Raw genomic sequence first — 22,601 nt, 5'->3', positions numbered from 1 at the left:
TACAAGCCGCTCAATTTTGACGATTGGGAATATGACCTTTTGCGACGGCTAGTAGAACATATTTTGCCCTTAAACAGAAGAAAGACAAAACTTGCTCATGTAAAATCCACGCATCTCAAACCCAAAATGAAACCCTACTCTCTCACCCTAGTTGCTTCCCTCAGCAGTATATTACTGCTTCCCGTTCCCGGTATCTGGTTGCTGACTCCTTCAGTGGTAGCATCCCAACAAATAACGAATCAACTGTCTGCTGATGAACTGCGACGTCTGAGTGAGTCAGTGACTGTCAGGGTATTTGCTGATACAAACAAAGGTTCGGGAACTCTGATTCTTAAAGTTGGGCAAGTCCATACTGTCGTTACCAACGCTCATGTCACGAATTCGGGGAAATCTTATCGCATCCAAACTCCAGATGGCAAAACCCATCGGGCTGAAATGATTTTGGGGATGGACTTCCAAGGAAAGGATGTAGCACTGTTGCAATTTGAAGCACGGGAAAACTATGCCGTCGCTTCAACAACTTCTTCAAACCCAACTACAGGAGAGAAAATTTGGGCTGCGGGATTTGCTTTTGATAGCGACAAGCTAGTGATGACGGAGGAGGAAATCTCCTTGTTACCGAAAAAGGCGTTGGAAGGGGGATACCAAATTGGCTATAGCAACGAGATTCGTCAGGAAATGAGTGGGGGACCAATCTTCAACCAAAGGGGAGAGTTAATCGGAATTAATGGGCGGCGTGCTTTTCCCATGATCGAAAAGTATCGCTTTGAAGACGCCTCAATCCCAAATGAGCAACAGCAAGAAGCGATGAGGCGTTACAGTTGGGGAATACCCATTGCTACGGTTGTGGGGAGAATGGAAGCAAATAGGTTTTATCAACAGGGATTGAAACAATATCAAGCTTGGGAGCATGAAGAAGCAATAGCAGCCTTTAACGAAGCGATTCGCCGCTACCCTGGGTATGCAGAGGCATACTATCACCGGGCATTGGCTAAGATGAAAGACGCTCGCTATCATCAAGAAGGCTTCAGGTGGAATCGCTACAGACAGGAAGCAAGAGCAGATATGCAGCAAGCAGCTACCCTGTTTCAAGCCCAAGGAAAACAAGCACAAGCTTACCGCAGCCAAGGCTACGTTTACAGATTTGGAGAAGAACCGAAAAAAGCTATCCAAGCCTTTAACCAAGCACTGCGCTTCAACTCCAATGATGTGCCAACATACATGGGACGAGGCTTAGTTTATGCAACATTAGAAGAATATGAAAAAGCCCTGGCAGATTACAACAAAGCCATTGAAATCCAAGCTGATTCTGTGGAAGTCTATTATGGTCGGGCTTCAGTTTACTCTAGAAAAAAAGATTATCAGGCAGCCGTTGGTGATTTGACTAAAGTCATCGAACTCAAGCCAGAGTTGTTTGAAGCTTACTTCCATCGGGCTATGATTCGTCATGATTTAGGCGATTTTCAAGCAGGGATAGCTGATGTGAATAAAACCATCGAAAACAAACCTAATTATACTGCAGCATACATTGTGCGAAGTAATCTCCGCTTATTTCAAGGAGATTTGCAGGGAGGGTTAGCTGATTTGAATAAAGCCATTCAACTTGACCCTAAAGACGCTATTGCCTACTCAGGTAGAGTTCTAATTCACAATAGACTCAAAAACTACCAACAAGCGATCGCTGATGCTAACCAAGCCATTGCGCTCGGAATTGAGAAATCTGACCCGAAGTTGGGGGCTATGGTTTACGGGTTGCGAGGCAAATCATATTTTGACCTAGAAAACTACTCAACCGCAATACTAGATTTGGAGAAAGCCGTTCCACTTTTTCACGAACACAAACTGACTGATAACCCTGCATACGTTACAGTGCAAGAAACCCTCAAAGCCGCCCGACAAGCGGCAACTAGCCCTCAAGCAACTTTACCAGATGTGATGGCGAAAGTAGATGCCATTGCCAAGCAGATTACGGTACAGATTGATTCCCGTGGTAGTCTGCACTGTCAAGGTTCGGGGGTGATTATTTCGCGAAAGGGAAACACATACACCGTCCTCACCTCAGAACACGTCCTGCGCGAAAGCTTAAACTGCAATCCCAGCCGAATTGAAGTTGTCACCCATGACTCTCAGCGATATCAAGTCAATGGCAGTACCATCAAACGCATTCAGGCGGCTGACTTGGCAGTGTTGCAGTTTACCAGTTCCCAAACTTATCAAGTTGCGACTCTGGCAAACTATAACAATAAACTAGTCAATTGGGTTTTTGTCTCTGGAATACCTGCATCTCAAAACCGTTATCAATTGACTACAGGACAACTATATGGTAATGAATTAGGAGCAACATCCACTATTAACTCCCTTTCCTTTACTTACGGTTATCAGCTGATTTACAACAATCTTACTGGTGCTGGAATGAGCGGCGCACCCGTATTAGATACAGAGGGACGGGTGATTGGCATTCATGGACGGGCTGAAGGTGAAGTTCCCATCGCAGAGGTAGGGGAGTCTCCTCCCATACAGTTAGGTTTCAGCTTGGGGGTTCCCATCCGTACTTTTATCCGTTCAGTCGGTCTGGTAGGAATTAATCCTGAAAGTCTATCGTTAAAAACGAATGCGCCCATGGGCTTGGGAATTGCCTATAACGAAAAGCTTCGGGAATCCTTACGCAAAACAATTCCAGTACCAAGGAACAACGCAGATGCAGTTGCTTGGCTAAATTATGGCAATCAACTGATGCGTTTAGATTTACACCTAGAGGCAATCGGTGCTTATGAAAAAGCCATTCAACTTAAGCCAAACTCTTATCAAACCTGGTATGCTCGTGGAAAAGGTTTTTCTATTTCCTCAAGTTTACCACAAGCCGCTCTGGAATCTTTTGATAAAGTTGTTCAACTGAAACCAGACTTTAGCCCTGGTTGGTATGAGCGAGGACAGGTATTAGAAGAATTGAAGCGATACGAAGAAGCAATAAAATCTTACGATAAGGCAATTGAACTCGACCCTGGGTTTGTTGGTGCTTATTATCGACGAGGAGGTGTTTACAACCAACTAAAAAACTACCAGAAAGCCCTAGCTGATTACACTAAATTCATTGAACTTAACCCTGACAATACTTTTGCCTACTTCTTTCGAGGTAGTGCTTCTTTTTTCTTAAAAGACTACCAGAAAGCCATCACAGATTTCACCAAAGCCCTTGAACTCGATCCTAAGTATTTTAATGCTTACCACCGACGAGGTACTACTTATCTTTCCTTAGGAGAATTTCAGAAAGTTGTAGCTGACTACACCAAAGCCATTGAATTAATACCTAAGGCAAATAGTGACTATCTCTATGGAACAATAAATGATTCTACTTTGTCTTCCCTGTATAAAGTTCGAGGCACTGCTTACAAAAGGTTAAAAAACTACCAAAAAGCCCTAGCCGACTACAACAAAGCTATTGAAATTGAACCAAAGAAGACGGATGGTTATGACTTTCGTGGTTATTTTTATCTCGATGTAAAAGACTACCAGAAAGCTTTGGCAGATTTCAGAAAAACTCTTGAAATTGACCCAAAATATATCAAAGGTTACATAAATATTGCCTCTGTCTACCGTAAATTAAAAGACTACCAAACAGCAATTTCTCAATATAACCAAGCCTTAAAATTAGATCCCAACTATGCTCAGGCTTACAATGGGCTAGGAAACATTCAATACCAACAAGGAAACTACCAAAAAGCCATTGACTATTACAATCAAGCTATTAGCAAAGACGCAAAATATTGGGGGGCGATTACCAATATTGGCATGGTTAAATACGAATTGGGCGAAGTCGATGCAGCTATGACTCAGTGGCAAGCGGCTCTTAAGATCGACGAAAAAGCAGCACAACCACAATTAGCTCTTGCTGTCGCCCTTTATGCTCAAGGTAAACGAGAACAAGCTCTAAAGATGGCGGAAACCGCCTTAAAATTGGAGAAGCGCTTAGGAGAAATAGATTATCTTAAAGAGCAACTCTGGGGAAATTCTCTGCTAGCAGACGCCCAAAGGTTGTTGGCTACTCCCAGCATTCAAGCTCTGATCTCTAAATCTTAATGAGGATTGGGGAGGGACGCAAGGCCGCCGCGCCCCTACATCTTTTCCACCAGATGTCTATTGCTGTAGGGTTGGAGGATAGTTCTTTCGCGATTATCATCGATCGCGAATTTCAGGGTTTAGAGGCTCTGCCTGATGCAATGCATTACATGGCATTGAACCAAGCGAGTAGAAAGATTGTAGTGACGATGTAGTTCGGAGCAGCCCGACTTTTTGTTGTTATTTGCTGCATAGGGCAAAAAGGTAGCTGAAAAATTTAGCTAAAAGCCCCTTGACATTGTGTAAAAGCTTATATTACATTTGTAGTATGAAAAACAAGCCTCCTCAAAAGGCAAAACTACAAGTCCTTGGAACCTTAACAATCCCATAGATGCCCCTTTTGGGGTCGCGATTGGCGTTCGACTGCTCCGAAACCAACAAACGGACGGTTGCAGGATTCGGGTTCAATTCCCGACGGCTCCACTTGCCTTGATTTTGACTCTTGTTGCAATAGTCTAATTGAGGCAATACCTGCGGTGCTGCGCTCAACGCAGAACGCAATTATTCATCCCTTGGGTCTGTAGCTCTAATGGTAGAGTTCCCGGATGTCACTTGTGCCCTAACAGAAAAAGCTTACATACTAGCTCAACAGTAGAGCGATCGTCTATTAAACGATAAGTTGCAGGTGCGATTCCTGTGTGTGTTACCACAGCTTTTTCAACTTGCATGAGGTGTGAGTGCAACTCTCACAGGGAGGGTATCGGTTCAATCCCGGTCAGATCCACTCAATAATTTGTAGTTAAAAAGAGGTGATTGCAATGGTTCATATTCGATTTGAAGGACGTTCTGTTGATGTTGCAGAAACACAACTGGGAATTGCAGCTTCTATGAATGATGTGGCAGTGAAGGAGCGGGTTGCTCGGCATCTTGATGTGAATTGCGATCGCCTATCTGCTTACATAGTAGATCGTCGTCCTAGTGGCGATTTGATCGTTCGCCCTGAAGCCGTCTACGGTTGAAGATTTTAGTTTTCCGCGCCCTGACTTGTAAAGCTTACAAACTATCCGGCAACGGATCTGCAGGTTCGATTCCTGCCGCTTCCACTGATGGGAGCGTAGCCTAATTGGTAAAGGCAATTGTGACAATTGCTTTGCTAACTTGCGCGGAATTCTAATTATTTAAATCAAATTTCTAAAAAGTAAAATTTCACTTCGTGCCCTAACCGGAAAAGCTTACATACTAGCCTAATTGGAAAAGGCACTTGACTTGAAAGCAAGCGATTACAGGTTCAAATCCTGTGTGTGAATCAACAGCTTTTTCAACTTGCATGAGGTGATTTATTCATTAATTGGCAGTTGTTGCCGCGTCCCGACCGCAGAAGCTTACATAACTCTCTCATCAGTTATACACCATGCTTCTACAACTTGCGCGGTGACTCGATCGCCCTGCATGCAACATCTGCCTCCTGCAATGCGTGGATTTTAGATTGCAATCCAAAATCCAAAATCTAAAATCTAAAATCCAAAATTATTAGAGGAGGTTATCATGAATACTGTAGAACGTGACCTGCGCTTGGAAATGCTCAACAGCTTGCTGACAACTCCTCACCGCAAGCTAGAGCAAGTCGCAGAAATTCATAAGTTAATTGTTGAATTAGATCCACTTTTTTACGGGCACTTGGCAGTTTGGTATCAGCGTCATGGTGATGTCCGCGACCACAAGGAAGTGTTTGTTGCTCACTTATTAACCAGCAATTTGATAGAACACCGAGATGCTGGATTTATGATGCTGCAAGAATTTCCTCCCTATGAAGTGGCTCGTGTAGTAGACTTCATGAAACAGCAGCAAAATAAATTGCCTCGTTCGGCTCGGACTGCGGTACGACGTTATTTAAAGACAAGGGAGAGCAATCCGGCTCTGTTCGATCGCGCTGCACTGCGGGGTCGCAAGGCAATGAAGCACTTGTATGCTTCGCTGCACATCAAGCCGAATGAACGGGCAAATGCGATTCTATTCCGCGATACTCCTCCAGAGGGTTCGTTAGCAAATGTATTGAAGCAGCTTGCTAAGGCAGAAAGTGCTGCAGAACAAGCACGGCTGATTGTGGAGTTTAACATTCCCTACACGATCGCAATTGGTGCCATCAAGCAACTTACACCAGTTGTATTGGTTGCCTTAATCAACAGCATGACTCCCCAAGAAGCAATCAACAACCTCAAGTCTCTGCAAGCTAGAGGTGCAATGGATAACCCAGCAGTCAAGAAGCTGATTGATTCCAAGCTGGAAGAAGCATCTAAAAGTGGGCGTGTTGCAGCATTCAAAGCACAGATTGCCGCAGACGCGGTTTCTTTAGATGCAGACACCGTTGCCCAACTGGAAAAGGTGACAAACGAACAGGTAAAACGGCGCGGTGCGATCGCTCACCCAACTGCCCTACTGGTAGACAAGTCCGGTTCAATGGAAAATGCGATCGAGATTGGTAAGAGACTGGCTGCTCTAATCTCTGGTATCACTCAGGCAGAACTGTTTGTCTACGCCTTCGACACCATTCCTTACGCTGTTACAGCAAAAGGCAAAGAGTTGACCGACTGGGAACGTGCTTTCCAGTACATTAACGCAGGTGGTAGTACTAGCATCGGTTGTGCATTGGAAGCAATGCGAAAGAAGAAGCAGGTGGTTGACCAAATTATCCTGGTTACAGATGAAGGCGAGAATGCTGCTCCTTACTTCGGTGAAGTTTACAAAACCTACTGCCGGGAGTTGGCAGTAATACCGAATGTAGTGATTGTCCGTGTAGGTACTCATTACGACTGGCTGGAGAGCCAATTGAAGCAGCAGCAAGCACCTGTAGAAACCTTCACTTTCCTTGGTGATTACTACAGCTTGCCAAACCTCGTCCCACTGCTAACGCGCCCCTCTCGCCTGGATTTGCTGATGGAGATTTTGGATATGCCGTTGCCTGTGCGAGATGATAAGTAGAACCGCACCGTTGGTAGGGGCGCGGCGGCTTTGCGCCCCTACAGATACTATAGGGCTGCCTTTGTAGCCTTGTTTAAAAAAATTGCTATTATTTATGCCTGACATCCGTAAGCTAATCAATCAAATTGCGATCGCAGAAGCACAATTGTCTACCACCCAATTCCTTGCACCCTGTGTCAAAGGTGGACGGGTTCGCACACGAGTAGCTGGGATGGTCTACACCTTCCGTCCAAAACCCAGTCAATTTGAAGGTTGGGGCATCTTTCAGCCTGTAGATGAGAAAACAGCAACAGTTGTAGAAGAAGCAGACTTACCCCAGGTTGCGGAATACCTGCAACACTTTCCCCAAATACGACTGCGGTTAGCACACCAACTGCGCTTCCAAACTTGGTTGGCATACCCTGTAAATGAAGTAGATATGCGTCAACGGTTGAAGGTCGTTAAGCCTCTTCCAGTGCATTTAGTCACTGAGGGTGTCGCCTTTGAGCAAATTATTGCTCGCTGGAATGGGCAATCCTGCTGGTTTGAGGAAGTCGATCGCCGTACCGATCCGGCTATTTCTGAAACTTTGCAATCTGCTGTTAAGCAATTCATTCCTGCATCTTTATTACAGTTTAAGGGCATGACTCCAGAAATCCGCACAGTGTATGAATTAGCAACTCGGCGCATTGAGGGATTTGCTCAACCTCAACAGGATGAAAGGAGATTGAGAAAGGCTTTGCAAATTGGCGGAGGTTCTTTAAACCAATTCCACGATCGCGGCGATTACTGGACAGTCGATTGGACAACGGCTGATGGTGTTCGCCATAGTAGTGCGATCGCTAAAACTGATTTGACTGTTGTAAGTTCTGGTATTTGTCTGAGTGGACGCGATGGCGATTTTGACTTGCAATCCTTAGTGGGTGTCATGGAACAACGGGGGTCTTGAGAACATTTAAAACGTAGGGAACCTTTTGCCTTTATTAAAAATTATTATGAGTATCTTTTTTCACGAACAGCTTTACCGCACCAATGCTGTGATGGCAAAGTTAAAAAACTATCCTGTAACAATTTGTGGGGCTGGAGCATTAGGAGCTAACATAGCTGAAAATTTAGCTCGGTCTGGTTTTGATAGACTTACAGTGATAGATCGCGATCGCATTGAAGAGCGCAATCTTTCAACTCAGCCTTACTACCGTTCCGATGTGGGAGCGTTTAAGGCGAAGATACTAGCTAACAATTTATACCGAGCAATTGGTACTAAAGTTGATGCTAAAACCAAGGAGTTGACATCAGCAAATACAATTCAACTACTCCAAAGCAGCCAGCTAATTGTTGATGTTTTTGACAATAGTGTGGCACGCCAAGCAGTGAAAGATTATGCCGAACAATTCAATATACCTTGTCTTCATGCTGGACTATCGGCTGATTATGCAGAAGTGATTTGGAATGACGTTTATCGCGTTCCTTCCGATGCTTATGATGATGTCTGTGATTATCCGTTGGCACGAAACCTGGTGATGTTAACCGTCGCTGTGGCGTGTGAAGCGATCGTTTCATTCATTGCCACAGCAGAACAGCGTAACTTCACTATCACCCAAAAGGATCTAGCTGTTCAATCTCTGTTTTTTTAACCTGAAAACACAAAAACACGTAGGTTGGGTTGAGGAACGAAACCAAACATTTACAGATATTTGCTAGGTTTTCCTAAAGGGAAAGCCCAACATAAAAAAATTCTTATCCGAGTAGTATTGCCATTACTTCTTCAGATACAATTAATTTAAATTATATTGTTTTTTACATTAATCAAGTTCCGCTACTTGCCTTAAGCGTTGCTGCTGTAACTCAATGTCGTCACAATATCTAAGAATATGTTGTAGAGTCCGAAATGCCCCAGATTTTGTTCTTTCAACCCAATGTTCAGGAAAGAAAATTTTTGAGCACAAAGGAATAATTAAATCTAGCAACTTCCTAGCTGTCAGTGTTTGTGTGTGTGGGTCATCAAGAATCATCTGTATTTGAGTTCTAACTGGTTCTAAATTGGCATCTAGTTGTTTCTGAATCTGCATTCTTTTTTGGAGTCTAGATGACCACATTTTTAAATTCTTTTCCTCTACTTTCAGTACTTGTTCTTGAAGTTGTTCGTCAGTCCAACCCCGTTTTGCTTGAGCTTCCGCGTAATGACGGGTAAACAGAAATTTTCTAGCTTCTTCTGACGTTGGCAGTGAGGACGAAACGTTAATCCATTTGTTGTAATGCTTAACTTGCGGTAAATAACCTTTGCTGCATTGAACTACGCGACCCATTGTAATCAGCCTTCCCGTCAAAACAGAATGACTTTCAAACACGCCTAAGTTAGGATAATCATGAGACGTAACTGTTTGAACCATAAAAACCTCTTTATTCAGTAATATTAAGTTTATCGAAAAATGAGGAAAGATATAACAGCAGGGTTTAATTGCTGAAAGTTTTTTAAATAAATTCTGCAAACACTAACTGTTGCAAAAAAGTACGAAGATGTAAGCACAAGCAGTGTTGATGCCTTATTTGAAGACTAGTTATTTGACACTTGGTCTTAAACTCCCTCCTTTTACCAACACGTGCTTGCTGCTTGGTAATTCCATCTATATTTGAGGGAGGCGATCGCACTCCCTATGTAACTCCGAGGTATAAAGGTCATGAACCGGTACAGCAGTATAGCCGTTAGCAAAGCTATTGCGAAGTAGTGGATAGCAGCATTGTTTAGAAGCACATATTATCTGAACTACCTCAAAACTGGTGTAAATTGAGCCACCATATCGGATACGTGGTTAAGCTATGAGAGAATATAAAAAGTTCTGCTGATTGTTCTTATTGGATAAAATTTATAATTCACAGCCTTTTTAGTACTATTGTATTAATCCATGAATGATAGATTTAGCCACAATCAACTTTCTCTTTTAGAAGAATTTGAAAAAAGCCATCACAAGATTGGTTCAAGTCTGCCTATGCCCGATGCAGATGTAATTGTGTATGACAATTTTTTCTCTGACAATGAGAGTGATACGATATTTTCTGTTTTGTATGAAACTGTAACATGGCGACAGGAAGTTACATATCTCTATGGTAAACAGGTTGCTCTACCAAGACTGACTGCTTGGTTTGGAGATAAAGGAAAGTCATACACATATTCCAAGATTAAAATGGAACCCCAGCCTTGGATTCCTGTTTTAAAGGCAATTAAGCTTCAAATTGAAGAAGCCTCTTGTCAGCAATTTAATAGTGTTTTGCTGAATTTATATCGTGATGGAAGAGATAGTATTGCTTGGCATAGTGATGATGAAAAGGAACTTGGTACTAACCCTGTAATCGGCTCTGTGAGTTTTGGTGGCACTCGTCACTTGATGTTCAGGCACAAACAAACAAAGGAATTAAAATTTAATATTGAATTAACGCATGGTAGTTTATTACTAATGCAAGGAACTACCCAACAGTTTTGGCAGCATCAAATAGCAAAGACGAGTAAACCTGTTCAGCCAAGAATAAACCTCACTTTTAGACAAATCATCTAGACTGGAACCAGATGCTGAGACCAGACAAGTTTACTGACGCGAGCGATAATTAGTACCTGTATTTATGAGAGAAAAAAGATGCTAGATGACTCAATAAAAGATTTAGAGATTGTTGCCCACGTTATGACAATTGCTCAAACTCATAAAATCAGCGTGTCTGCTGCCTTGGATTTATATATCAAAAAGCTGAAAGTAGAAGCCGAACACGTAAAACCAAGTGGGTTATCTTTAAAGTTAAAACAAAGTCTAAGTCAAGAAAAATGGGAATTATTAATGAGTTATATACATCATCATCCCACAAATGAAGAACTGTCCCAAGTGTATTACCAAGCTAGACAAGAGGGGAAGTTGAAAAGAGTTAAACTGTTAGTTGGAGGAAATTTTTACATTAGAAACTCTGATTTTGTAGGAAATAAATATCTGCAACCGGGCGTTACGCTTGAAGCCGAAGTGTACGACAATATCATATGTCAAGTTTGGCTCTCACCAACTGAATGTGAATTTATTTTTATGGATGAATTGGAGTTTATTTAAAAGCCTTAGCTATCACATTCTTTGTAGTACGCATCACTCATCACTGTCATAAGCGCTGGCTCGATCCAAAAGTTCCATCGAGGCTGAGTCAAGTTTAAGATTGACCGCTTTGATAATTTCATTAAGTTGCTCGAGCTTTGTCGCACTGACGATAGGAGCAGTAATGCTCTGACGCTGGATGAGCCATGCGAGTGAGATTTGGGTGGGAGTCGTATTATAAGTTTTTGCCAACTCATCAATTGCCTCTAAAATTCGGAAGCCACGAGCGTTTAAATATTTCTTTACATAACCTGCACGGGAACTATTGGTTAAATCTTTTTCCGAACGATATTTTCCGGAAAGGAAACCACTGGCGATCGAGACATTAACGGCTATCTGGATTGCCTCATGGAGCAATCCAAACCCATACTGGTCAAACTCGACTAAAGTATCTGCTGCCAAAACGGCTGGGGCTTCCTTAAAGACTAGTGAACAAGGGTGTTTATCTGTGCCATAATGTCAACGATAATCAGATAGTAACCACAAGAAATGACATCCCAGACGTATTCTCAGAGGTTGAAACATTTCCAAGATAGGTTGGATGTGCTCCAAAAAGAAGCTAATTTTCCAGGTGCTACAGCTGCTTTCATGCTTGCTAATGGACAAAGTAGTGGTTTTGCTACTGGTTATGCTGATAAAGAAAACAAAATTGCGATGACACCCAATACGAAGATGCTATCGGGTAGTGTTGGGAAAACATTTGTTGCAGCTGTAGTGCTCAGCTTGGTGCAGTCTGGCAAAGTTCACCTGGACGACCGACTTGAGAAGTGGTTCGGAGAACAACTTTGGTATGACCGTCTACCCAATGGTAAGGACATTACGCTCCGTATGCTCTTGAACCATACCAGTGGTCTAAACAACCATACCCGTGATGAACGCTTTCGTAAAGCAATTCGACAGCACTTTGCGTCAGACAACCCCAATCGTGACTTCTGTTTTTTGCCACAAGAGTTAGTGGAACTTATATTAGATAAAGAGCCACTGTTTGCAGCAGGCGAAGGTTTTTCTTACAGCAACACTGGTTATATTCTTATCGGCATGCTCGTTGAACAGGTAAGCGGTACAACGTATTACGAAGAACTAAGTAAACGCTTCCTAACTCTACTCAACCTTAGCTTAACTGGTCCTGCTAATAGTCGTAACATCCCTGGTCTATCACCGGGCTATCTCAGTCCGAGTAATCCCTTGGGTTTACCAGAAAAAAATATGCTCGACGGTGTGTTGGTTTTTAACCCCGCCGTTGAATGGACTGATGGCGGTCTGTTCACTAATCCACAAGACCTTGTTCAGTGGGCCAAAGTGCTTTATGAAGGTAAAGCTATGAAGAACCTTTATCTCAATGATTTACTCACCTCAGTACCCCGAGACGAAGCTGAAAAGACTCGCTACGGGCTTGGTGTTACGATCCGAGAGACTGAGTTTGGGATAACCTATGGTCACAACGGTTGGACTCCCGGCTATCAAAGTATATTTGCATATTTCCCGGAAAATAAAGTCGCTATAGCAATGCAGGTTAACTCCGTTGAAAACCAGGATATGGTAACTTACCTAAAAGCTCTAGCCGAGGTGGTTCTACAATAGTTCGACATAAAATTGTTTTGGAAAAAATTTTTTCTTTTTAGCGATCGCATCGCATACTTGCCTGTAGTCCCAATACTGCTCGGATAAGAATTTTTGTAGGTTGGGCTTTCCCCTTGGGGAAAATCAACAAATTCCTGTAAATGTTGGGTTTCGTTCCTCAACCCAACCTACGTGTTTTCGTATTTTTCTCCTTAACCGACGGTCAGGAGCAAAATTTTTTTCTAGGCTATGAGCCTTCTGTTGAGTCATTTGTTACCAAACGGTTCCTACCTTACCAAATAGTGCTTACTTGTGGTCACCAAAACAGATCTTTATTCTGGATAACAAAGCCAAAACACTTTAACTTCATTCTAAAGGATAAGGACAATGCAGTACATGAAAGCTGTCTTGCTAACGGGGTTTGGTAATGTCGATCGCTTTGAACTCCAAGAAGTCCCTAAACCCCAACCAAAGCTTAGGGAAGTGTTAGTACGAGTCCATGCCACCTCGGTTAATCCAATTGATTATCAAACTCGTCGTGGGGATTATCAGAATTTGGTGAAGTTACCTGCCATTCTCGGTGTAGATATCTCCGGTGTCGTTGAAGCTGTTGGCGAGTCAGTCACAAAATTCAAGGTTGGTGATGAAGTGTACTATTCACCACAGCTTTTTAGCGAAGCAGGCAGTTACGCAGAATATCATGTTGCCCACGAACAGATAGTCGCTCACAAACCGACGAATCTATCACACGTTGAAGCTGCCTGTTTTCCACTCGCGGCGGGAACTGCATGGGATTGTTTGGTGACTAGAGGTCAATTACTTGTAGGTGAGACTGTTTTGATTCATGCTGGGGCTGGTGGCGTTGGTTCATTTGCGATTCAATTAGCTAAGGCAATGGGTGCTTACATTTTCACCACTTGTAGTACTAAAAATCTTGATTTTGTCAGAAAGTTAGGTGCAGATTACGCAATTGATTACACAAATGAAGATTACGTTGATGTCATTCAACGCTTCACTCACGGCAAAGGTGTCGATTTAGTACTAGATACAATTGGTGGCGATACCATTGAGCAAACTAATGTTCTTCGTTCTTATGGTCGTCTTGTCTCCATTGTAGATACCGCTACCCCTCAGTCATTACTGCAAGCGTGGGGTAAAAACTTAACCATGCATTTTGTTTTTACCTCACAGCACCATGCCAAACTAGAGTCACTCAGGTACTTAATTGAACGCCAGCAGTTGCGTCCTTTGATTGATTCTGTCCTGCCTTGGAATCAAGTAGCAAAAGCACATCGGCGCATAGAGCAAGGCGGCACGCGAGGCAAAGTGGTTTTACTCTTTGTAGAAGCTTAACCGTTACCATGTTCCAGATTATAGTGCGACAATGACAAAAAATGAAGAAATCTGCTTTCCTCAAATGTATGTGGTTTTTAAAAGAGTATCGAGGACGGGGATTTGGCAATACTTTAGATTCTTTTGATTCCTTCTGTCAAGCCTGATTGAGATGCTCTTACCCTGAGCTTGTATTTGATTTCACATCTTAATTTTACACGAATTCTTTCAATGGATAGACCAGCTTGATGATTGTCATGCTCCATAAGTTAGAGGGAAAGACAACTTGAGATTTCTAGGATAAAATCGCCAGTTGTTCCAACAAAGCAGCTAGTAATAACGGCAGAATTTTTTAGCTTGGCAATAGCTGCCACATTCCTACGGAGCACCCGCCGGAGGCAGTTGCATTGTTCTTATTACAGTCCTCTAAATTAATTGGAGATATCATTATGAAGTATCGACAGCTTGGTAAGAGCGAGCTAAATGTTTCTGAAATCAGTTTAGGCTCGTGGTTGACCTATGGCGGTGGAGTCGAACGGCAACAAGCAGAAGCTTGCATTCACAAAGCCTTTGATGTCGGAATTAATTTTATCGATACCGCCAATGTCTATGGACATGGTGCAGCAGAATCGTTGTTAGGTGAAGTGTTACAGGGTATCGATCGCAACTCTTACATTTTTGCGACCAAAGTTTACTTTCCGATGTCACCCACCGACAAGGGATTATCAGCTGCTCAAATTTATAAACAAATCGATGCCTCATTACAGCGACTTCGCACTGATTATGTCGATCTCTATCAGTGCCATCGCTATGACGTAAATACCCCACTAGAAGAAACGATGGCAGCGTTAACCGATGTTGTGCGACAAGGGAAAGTTCGTTACATTGGCTTTAGTGAGTGGAATCCAGCACAGATTCAAGCTGCATTAAATCTTCCCAACGTGGAGCAATTCATATCGAGCCAACCACAGTACTCAATGTTGTGGCGTCAACCCGAAGTTGAAGTGTTTCCCTTATGTGCAGCAAATGGTATCACTCAGATTGTCTGGTCTCCTCTGGCGCAAGGTGTTCTCACTGGGAAATACAAACCGGGCGAAGCACCGCCTCAAGATTCCCGTGCCGCAAACGACCAGATGAATGGGTTTATGCAAGACTTGCGGAGTGATCGCGTCCTAAGTGCGGTTCAAAACCTCAAGCCGATCGCACAGCGATTAAATCTCTCGATGGCTCAACTGGCGTTAGCGTGGGTATTACGGGATGAGCGGGTATCCTCAGCCATCATTGGTGCAAGTCGTCCCGAACAAGTGGCAGATAATGCAGGAGCATCGGGTGTGAGATTGAGTTCGGAGGTGTTGCGAGAAATCGATGACATACTTGCGCCTGCTTTGCCTTACGCAACAGCCCGGTGACAGGTGAATTGCCGATAAAAAAGGTTAATATAGCAATCTCTCGTCTGAAAGATGCAAATTCACTGTCTCTTATTTAATGTTGAGACAACTGCTTAACGTCAAACAGAAAGATTGGCTCTGCTCCGCTCTTTTTATTAAACCAAAAGCCGCTTTTTCAACATTGCTTTAATCGCTTCGCAAGTCCCTTCCAATAGAAGATTTTAAGAACTTCCAACCATGTATTTTTATCCAATTCCTGACCCAGATAAATTTTCCTCAACCTTATCCGAGGAAGCTAAAGAAGCCATTACTTCAAAACTTCCTGAGCGACAGCAGTTTGCGCTCGCTCGCCTCCGCGAATTGCTTCCAAGCTACTTTGAGCCTGATTACATTCAGCAGGTTATTGTACCTTGTTTAGTGACTAGCGTTTATCAGGGAGAGCGTTTATCCTTGCCGATGATTGACCTGGTGCTAGAAAAGGAAAATGCTTTGCCGTATTTCTTCTGGGGCGCATTGTACGACGACTGGAAGCCCAATAAAGAAGAGGATGGGCTTTCCGTCTTTATTCAAGGGTACGAAAACCGGGGTGAACATAATCGCAGAAAGAAGATTTACTCTTCAGCACTGACCCCCGATCTTTACCGTCCCATTTATCAAGATAAAATTATTCAGTTTTTCGACCAGCTATTCGATGCGAAGAATGCGGGTCAGCCTGTAATGCGGCGTTACTTGGATAACTATTTCGATTTATTCTGGAATCTCCATGTAGGTGTTCGGGGAGATGCTATCCCACTAGCAAGTCGGCAAGTTGGACAGAGTTTCAATACCATCCTTGCTTACGTCGATCCCACTCTGGATGTTTTTTACGAGAATTTCATGCAGGTGCGATCGCTGCGAGAGCCGTTGAAGGCATGGATTAATGAGCGAGTCGAAGCCGTACTCCAGGGAACAGTTGACGATCCTCAAAAGACGTTCGTGTACTACTGGTTGAAGAACGGTGAAGAGGGTGAGAACTTTCGACGCAAAGACGTTGTGTTTGAGTGCTTTCATAATTTCGTTGCCCTCAGCCAATGGGGCAATACAATCTATAACTTCATGTCCAAGTTAAGCAAGAATACAGGAGACCCAACGGTTCAAGCTTGGTTTGAGCAAACGATGAAAAGTGAGTATGAGCAGGTGGATGGCTCTTCGCCCTTTACTCCGCTCGATCGCTTCGTAATGGAATTGTTCCGTACCATTTCACCCAACACGGGCAGCATCTCCACGCTTCAAGAAATGAGAGAACCTCGATACAAGCGATACGGCTACATTAACACTCCGCACAAAGCCACCAGTTTCGATCCACGACACTGGCAGAACGCAACAGAATTCAATCCCGATCGCTACAAAAATGCGCCGACGAGCGACCAGATGGATGAAGTCAAATCGAAACAGATTGGATTTGCTCAATGCCCCTTCCACCAAGAAACTTTTGCAGTGAAGGACGGCAGGAATACCGAAATGACCAACAGTATATTTGGAACCGTTTATAACCGTACTGATGGTCAAGCCTATCCCGTTTGTGATTATGCGGGATACGCGCCGTTTGGGTTTGGATATCGTCGCTGCGCTGGTGAACTCTTCACTGTTGAAGTATTCAAAGATTTCTTTAAAAAAGTATGGAATGACAAAATAGAGTTTGAAAAACTCAATTTACCCAACCCGGAGAAGCTGCCTGTTGCGCCCACAACTATAATTGATGACAACATTGGGTTTACAAAATAAGACAGGTATGGAAAAGCCAAATGCCTAACTTATTGTCGAGGTTGCAAGGGGTTTAACAAAAGGCAGAAGTACGAGGGCAGAGGGCAGCTATGTAATGCCCTCGTACTTCTCAAGGGCCTTTGGGAGCAAGGGTTTAAGTCCCCCACCATAATCTCCGATTTGGTACACCGCACACACGTGCGGGTTTCCCGCCGGGTGGACTGGCGAACCCGAAGGGTGGCTAGCAATTGGTAGTGGGTTGAAGCCCCTACCATATTGCAAACATAGCTGCCATCTGCCATCTGCCGTCTGCCTTCTTCACGTTTTTGTGTTAGCACCAATACAGTATGAGCGTAAATCAAATAAAAAAAACCCTGCAACAAGGCTTACGCGAGAAGGAGAGAAGGTGCAGGGTGGACTCCGATTTTGAGCATGAAGTATATCTTTAACTTTTACTTAATGAAAGTAAAAGTTGTACAACCTGTAGGAAGAGATAGTTGTTAAATTATTTTGTAATTATGATTACATTAGCTTTCTCAATATTTCTGTTTAATTCAAAGAACATATTTCTAGCTTCAGTAAGCATAGCTTGATTTTGAACCAGCATAACATCTAAGTAGTTGATTAGTTTTTCAACGGCAATGAATTTATGACTAGCTTATCTATACATCTTCATTTGAAATTCCTTCAAAAGTTAGAATCAAATAACTGTATTGGCTATCATACTTAAGCACCAGTCGGATAGGCGAAAATCATCTTTTTAAGTTCATATGTACTAAACCCAGATCGAATTGCCATCGCAAAAACATTGATAACCTCTTGAGCATCAGATTCTACTAGGCAAAAGTGCATTTTTCGCACAAAGAATCATAATTTTATTCATCATCACTAACTTGCCTTCTATTTGCCTTAATTTGGGAACGCTTACTTTTGCTTTCAAGTCTTTTTAGCTGAGAACTGCGAGTTGGAATAGTGATTTTGCGCTTTTGCTGGATTGCTACTGCACTTTTGATAAGTTCTTGAAGTCTTTGTAATGCTTCTTCTTTGTTCTGTAGCTGGCTTCTATGTTCTTGAGATTTAATAACGATAATTCCATCTTGAGTTATACGTTTATCTTTAAGTTTTAGAAGCCGTTCTTTATAAAAATCGGGTAATGACGAAGCCTTAATGTCAAAGCGCAAATGAATAGCGGTAGCCACCTTATTAACATTTTGACCGCCCGCTCCTTGAGAACGAACGGCACTAATTTCAATCTCGTTCTCTGGGATGATGACATTATTAGATATTTGCAGCATTACTCACTATTTATTTGAAATCGAACGAGCGTACTTACACCCATACTAACGCACCTTCCCAATCCGACCAAGCCATTATATTTTACTGGGGATGTGATTGTCATTAGTGCAGAGAGTCACAAGCTGACTGTCCCTCAGATTGAGCGTGCAACCGATAAACTGAGCGACATCTCCGTCGGCGTAGTGATAGCGTAACACCTTTAAGCGAGTGTTTTGCAGACAACGCTGCAAACAAAGCCGAAGTGCAATCCTTCCTCCAGCAAATGCAGCAAGCAGGTAAGCCATTTGCCATTATTTGTCATGCGCCCTGGGAATTGGTATCTGCCAATCTAGTGCAGGGGCGCACCTTAACCAGTTACTACACAATTCAAGATGACATACGTAACGCAGGTGGAAACTGGGTAGATCGGGAAGTTGTGGTGGATGGAAACTGGGTTACAAGCCGTCAACCCGATGATATCCCCGCATTCAATCGAGAAATGCTAAAGCTGTTTGCACAATTTACTCCCACAGCATCTGGCTCACGTTAATGTCCATTTTCTGGTAACAGCTTTATTTGTTAAGTTGTGACTTGAGTCGATCGTTATTTATAATTAGCGATCGCAATCTACTTCTGGCAGTCGCTAAGTTTTTCACTCTAATGATTTACATTCTCACATTTGAACAAGCACCGGCAATTCCAGAAGTGTTCTTTACCGCCTACGATGCCTTAATTGACAAGGCAAACTTTCAAGCGGGTGATACGGTACTGATTCATGCAGGTGCCAGTGGTGTTGGTGTAGCAGCTATCCAGCTCGCACGGGTGATGGGAGCAAGTTTGATTGCGATCACCAGTCGCACCAACTGGAAACTGGAGAAATGTCGATCGCTGGGGGCAACTCACACGATTAACACGGCTGAAGCGGAATTCGATCGGGTGAAAGAGATTTTATTTACTCGTATACCTAAAAATTAAAAACCCGAACAAGCCGCTGGCAAGTCAGGCATTAACCATAAACACCTTCACTGAGGAGCTAAGGTGACAGTAATTAGGGTCATTGAGAACATTTCTGTTCAATCTCCCCAGTGACCTAACCAACTCTTGCGTTGCCTATTAAGAGCTAAAGACTTGCTTTAGTTTTTGGCAAGCCTACACCTCCCTTCGGGTAGGTGTAGGTAGTTGACTCTTGATTGGTCGAAGCGTAACGTGTAATTAATTTTATAACGCCGAGAGCACCGAAGGCGAGTAAGTTAAGGATAGAGGTGGGTTCTGGGACGGTGATTATAGTTGCAGAAAAACTAATAGGTAATTCACTATCTTCTGAGCCAAAATTTTCAAAACCTGGTATGAATGGCGGCGCAGAAAAAACCTCTAAATAGCCCGGTGTCGGCAAAAAACTAGCGAAAAATGGACTCACATAGTTTCCTCCTGATGTGGAATACCCAAAACCGTCACCCGTTAATTGCCGAGTGTTCAGACTAATTAAATTGTCAACCTCAAAAGGTTCGTTTCCCGGTATTGGAGTCCCAGCAGTTTGCAGACCAGTAATTGTTTCATTATTTCGTGTACCAGTAATTCCAGTAATCTGGTAAAAACCCAAATCGTTAGGGGTGTCATTAGTAGTGAAAGTCCCGCTTGCTGTTATGCCAGTACCAGAATAATTCCAGTTCCAAGTTAAAGCAGAGGCAGCTTGTATTGTCCCGAAAACCAATCCAGATGTAGCGGCGATAGCTGTGGCAGATAGTAGAGCTAGATTTTTCATAGAGGTCGTTAGTGTAATTGCAAATTTTGCAGGTTAAGTTAAGTTACAGCGCTACCCAAAACCAATAGCAGTTTAACACCAAAGGGAACATAGATATAACGCTTAACTTGAAAAATATACTACATTTTCTACGGATAAAAGGATATATAAGGTGTCAAAAATTTTATGCGATGTTTTTATGTCAGGAATAATTGACAATTGGTTTACGTAATAATCGGAGTTTACCCCACTGAACTGCTAACTTATGCTTCTAAGTCTTTTTTGGCATTCTTGGAGGTTCTGGGGCAGGTGGGGGATTATGTCCCAAAAAGCGTTTTAATAAATTTTTCAGCCAGCGCCACAGCTTTTTAAACATCTGCTTCTTGTATCAAAGATGCTATTTGTAGTTAATGTTACATAAATTTTAGTACGCTCGGCAAAAACTCCGACAACAACGACGGAGGAATACTGTGCAGGTACTTCGTACCCCTCATATTAAATCAAAAACTAGCGCTGTTGGTTCACCTCCCTACTTAACGACTTATGGATAAGTGTGGTCAGGTTTTTCGCAGCGCTTGAATGACAAGTATAAATCAGTTTGAACCTATTTCTCAGGGCAAGCCCATCTTATAGTCAAGCCTCATACCAAGTATTTGGCAAATCTGAAGAAACATTTATTGGATTAAGGGTTACGGCACCTGGAGTCGGAACAGATATCTTGATTGGTATTGAGTTTCTCAAATTTGATGACAGTCTGGTCGCAATTGATTCAATTGTTTTAGAAGCTTGATAATAACAGCGATCGCTCATCGGTTATTAGCCCTTGATAGATATTAGTTTTCATCCGTTTGCGGTTGATAGCATAAGCGACTGCTTGCCTAAAAGGACTAAAAATCCCGAGCGAGTAATTTTTTAGCAGTTTTTGTTCTTTACTGAAGATAGCCGAAAAAGGGGTAAAGCACCCAGAAGTACCCAGGATAAGTAAAAACTTTCTTTCTACTAAGAATCTAATATATGCATGAAAAGAAGATGAAAAGTTAATGAGAAAATTCTCATCGTTCAAAAACAGCTATTGAGCATTCATCGAAATCGCTTTTCATGCCAGCTGAGCCAATACTGCTCGGCTAGGGAAATTGTAGGTTGGGTAGAGCGCATAAGCGTTACCCAACAAATGCTGATAAATGTTGGGTTTTGTTCATCAACCCAACAAAAGTTGAATTTGAGTTTTTAGCAAAACCCACGTAGTATTCCGAGATGAGCGCGATCGCGCTCATCTCGGAGCAGGAGCTAGACCGAGGGTGTTAGCCAAAAGGTCACCGATGCTATCAGACCCCGTTACAGGTATGCTGCCTGGTCCTCCCGTTATATCTACAGGTATGCTGCCCGATCCCGCCGTTATATTTATGCTGCCGTTTCCTAATGTCGGACTTAATAGCTCAGCTAAGGTGGGAGCAGCGTTGCCCCCTACGCTACCCCACATTTCCCCATCGCTTAGCTCATTAAGGAAGCTTTCAAAATCTTGAAACAGTTCAGCGCCAGCAGGACGCAATTCATCAATTTCAATGCGTGCCATTTGTTTTCTCCTACAAAAAAGTGATTTCCTACTCTTGTGGACTTACGCAGCCTTGACAGCATTTCGGGTATTTTACGCGTTGCAGATTCTCCCCAATCCTGAAAAAGGGGAGGAGTTGCGTAAGTCCTCACTCTATGAAAAATGACATTACGTTTAAGTGGGGGGAGTACAGGAAGAATTTTTCCCTATTTCCTTGTCTTCATACCACTCTATAACCAAAAGGGCTATCTCCAGTTGAATTAGCCAAGTAGCAGTTTTATTAATTAAGTTAAAATTTATCAACTAAAATCTGGTATTTCAATCTTTTTAAACTTTTTTTTTGACCTAATTAAATATTTTTTTCCTCTCTTTAAATCACTTATAACAGTTATGTTGTAACAAATTTGAAAAACATTATATACGCTATTTTTGTCAGATGCAATTGATTTTGTCAATAGTGGTTGAGGAATTTTTCTAGATTAGTTCATAGATTCTTAAGTATCTATCTTAGGTAGGATTTGCTAAAAGAAACAAGTATTTTGGGTAAGATTAGTAGGCTAAAAAGGAAAAAGGAATCTTTTTCGTTTCCTTTTGTAGATAAAAAGAAATAATTATTTCTCAGCGCCGCTCTTACCTAAATACGGCTCAGTTAAGTTCAAAACCCTTTTTTCTGAATTTGCCAGATGGATAAACTTAACTCAAATACGAACTTATTTCTGTTGAGTGGTTTTTGTTAAATCGATTTGATATTTGGGTTGTCAACATAAAAATGTCGTCTTAGAGGATGTTTAACTCTTTGTGTAGAGTAGGTAGCAACCCTGTAGAACGCATTTTAAGTGTACTGAATATACATACAGCAAATTTCAACTTGG

At 42.5% G+C, this 22,601-nt stretch carries 19 protein-coding genes, 1 tRNA gene and 1 pseudogene; 15 read left to right on the top strand and 6 right to left on the bottom strand.

Going from position 1 to position 22,601, the window contains the following annotated elements; translation table 11 throughout:
- Positions 1 to 126: 126 nt before the first annotated feature.
- From F7734_RS29115 to F7734_RS29085, 7 genes are all read left to right on the top strand, one after another.
- Positions 127 to 4,077, top strand: coding sequence for a tetratricopeptide repeat protein (locus F7734_RS29115; protein ID WP_155748063.1), 3,951 nt, complete (start codon positions 127 to 129; stop codon positions 4,075 to 4,077).
- 53 nt (positions 4,078 to 4,130) lie between these two features.
- A complete protein-coding gene (locus F7734_RS29110; protein WP_155748062.1) occupies positions 4,131 to 4,271 on the top strand; it encodes a hypothetical protein in 141 nt (46 codons plus the stop codon).
- A gap of 603 nt (positions 4,272 to 4,874) precedes the next feature.
- Complete coding sequence (locus F7734_RS29105) at positions 4,875 to 5,075, top strand: hypothetical protein (protein ID WP_155748061.1); 201 nt, start codon at positions 4,875 to 4,877, stop codon at positions 5,073 to 5,075.
- Positions 5,076 to 5,289: 214 nt separating this feature from the next.
- A tRNA-Ser gene (locus F7734_RS29100) sits at positions 5,290 to 5,360 on the top strand.
- A 241-nt stretch (positions 5,361 to 5,601) separates the two neighbouring features.
- A complete protein-coding gene (locus F7734_RS29095; RefSeq protein WP_155748060.1) occupies positions 5,602 to 7,035 on the top strand; it encodes a vWA domain-containing protein in 1,434 nt (477 codons plus the stop codon).
- A gap of 94 nt (positions 7,036 to 7,129) precedes the next feature.
- Positions 7,130 to 7,963: a hypothetical protein gene (locus F7734_RS29090; protein ID WP_155748059.1), complete on the top strand. Its 834-nt coding sequence runs from the start codon at positions 7,130 to 7,132 to the stop codon at positions 7,961 to 7,963.
- Between the two features lie 46 nt (positions 7,964 to 8,009).
- Complete coding sequence (locus tag F7734_RS29085) at positions 8,010 to 8,648, top strand: ThiF family adenylyltransferase (RefSeq protein WP_155748058.1); 639 nt, start codon at positions 8,010 to 8,012, stop codon at positions 8,646 to 8,648.
- A gap of 168 nt (positions 8,649 to 8,816) precedes the next feature.
- On the opposite strand, the gene F7734_RS29080 is transcribed toward F7734_RS29085, so the two are convergent.
- Positions 8,817 to 9,404, bottom strand: a complete 588-nt coding sequence (locus tag F7734_RS29080) for a hypothetical protein (RefSeq protein WP_155748057.1) — start codon at positions 9,402 to 9,404, stop codon at positions 8,817 to 8,819.
- Positions 9,405 to 9,917: 513 nt separating this feature from the next.
- Between F7734_RS29080 and F7734_RS29075 the strand changes: the two genes are divergently transcribed.
- Together F7734_RS29075 and F7734_RS29070 are read left to right on the top strand one after the other, a co-directional pair.
- Complete coding sequence (locus F7734_RS29075) at positions 9,918 to 10,565, top strand: alpha-ketoglutarate-dependent dioxygenase AlkB (RefSeq protein WP_155748056.1); 648 nt, start codon at positions 9,918 to 9,920, stop codon at positions 10,563 to 10,565.
- Between the two features lie 78 nt (positions 10,566 to 10,643).
- Positions 10,644 to 11,099, top strand: a complete 456-nt coding sequence (locus F7734_RS29070; RefSeq protein ID WP_155748055.1) for a hypothetical protein — start codon at positions 10,644 to 10,646, stop codon at positions 11,097 to 11,099.
- A 33-nt stretch (positions 11,100 to 11,132) separates the two neighbouring features.
- On the opposite strand, the gene F7734_RS29065 is transcribed toward F7734_RS29070, so the two are convergent.
- Entirely contained in the window at positions 11,133 to 11,540 is a 408-nt protein-coding gene (locus F7734_RS29065; RefSeq protein ID WP_243147159.1) for an aldo/keto reductase, read from the bottom strand.
- An 87-nt stretch (positions 11,541 to 11,627) separates the two neighbouring features.
- Between F7734_RS29065 and F7734_RS29060 the strand changes: the two genes are divergently transcribed.
- From F7734_RS29060 to F7734_RS29045, 4 genes are all read left to right on the top strand, one after another.
- Positions 11,628 to 12,719 (top strand): serine hydrolase domain-containing protein, encoded by a 1,092-nt coding sequence (locus tag F7734_RS29060; protein ID WP_155748054.1) that lies wholly within the window; start codon positions 11,628 to 11,630, stop codon positions 12,717 to 12,719.
- Positions 12,720 to 13,085: 366 nt separating this feature from the next.
- Positions 13,086 to 14,051 (top strand): zinc-dependent alcohol dehydrogenase family protein, encoded by a 966-nt coding sequence (locus F7734_RS29055; RefSeq protein WP_155748053.1) that lies wholly within the window; start codon positions 13,086 to 13,088, stop codon positions 14,049 to 14,051.
- 428 nt (positions 14,052 to 14,479) lie between these two features.
- On the top strand, positions 14,480 to 15,439 hold the full coding sequence (locus F7734_RS29050) for an aldo/keto reductase family protein (protein ID WP_155748052.1): 960 nt from the start codon (positions 14,480 to 14,482) through the stop codon (positions 15,437 to 15,439).
- A 216-nt stretch (positions 15,440 to 15,655) separates the two neighbouring features.
- Entirely contained in the window at positions 15,656 to 17,182 is a 1,527-nt protein-coding gene (locus tag F7734_RS29045) for a hypothetical protein (protein ID WP_207714241.1), read from the top strand.
- Positions 17,183 to 18,036: 854 nt separating this feature from the next.
- On the opposite strand, the gene arfB is transcribed toward F7734_RS29045, so the two are convergent.
- The gene (gene arfB, locus F7734_RS29040; protein WP_155748051.1) at positions 18,037 to 18,456 is read right to left on the bottom strand and encodes an alternative ribosome rescue aminoacyl-tRNA hydrolase ArfB; all 420 of its coding nucleotides are present in this window, start codon (positions 18,454 to 18,456) and stop codon (positions 18,037 to 18,039) included.
- Positions 18,457 to 18,686: 230 nt separating this feature from the next.
- Between arfB and F7734_RS29035 the strand changes: the two are divergent.
- Positions 18,687 to 18,986, top strand: a pseudogene (locus F7734_RS29035) (DJ-1/PfpI family protein); the annotation flags it as partial.
- Positions 18,987 to 19,027: 41 nt separating this feature from the next.
- On the top strand, positions 19,028 to 19,411 hold the full coding sequence (locus F7734_RS29030; protein ID WP_207714240.1) for a zinc-binding dehydrogenase: 384 nt from the start codon (positions 19,028 to 19,030) through the stop codon (positions 19,409 to 19,411).
- Positions 19,412 to 19,556: 145 nt separating this feature from the next.
- Here the strand turns inward: F7734_RS29030 and F7734_RS29025 are convergent, their stop codons facing one another.
- From F7734_RS29025 to F7734_RS29015, 3 genes are all read right to left on the bottom strand, one after another.
- Entirely contained in the window at positions 19,557 to 20,198 is a 642-nt protein-coding gene (locus F7734_RS29025) for a PEP-CTERM sorting domain-containing protein (RefSeq protein WP_243147158.1), read from the bottom strand.
- Between the two features lie 757 nt (positions 20,199 to 20,955).
- A complete protein-coding gene (locus F7734_RS29020) occupies positions 20,956 to 21,240 on the bottom strand; it encodes a hypothetical protein (RefSeq protein WP_155748050.1) in 285 nt (94 codons plus the stop codon).
- A 207-nt stretch (positions 21,241 to 21,447) separates the two neighbouring features.
- Positions 21,448 to 21,750, bottom strand: coding sequence for a hypothetical protein (locus F7734_RS29015; protein ID WP_155748049.1), 303 nt, complete (start codon positions 21,748 to 21,750; stop codon positions 21,448 to 21,450).
- Positions 21,751 to 22,601 lie beyond the last annotated feature (851 nt).

The sequence above is a fragment of the Scytonema sp. UIC 10036 genome (assembly GCF_009725235.1).
Note: the sequence above shows the minus strand (reverse complement) of the source record. Positions and strands in the feature narration are given on the sequence as shown.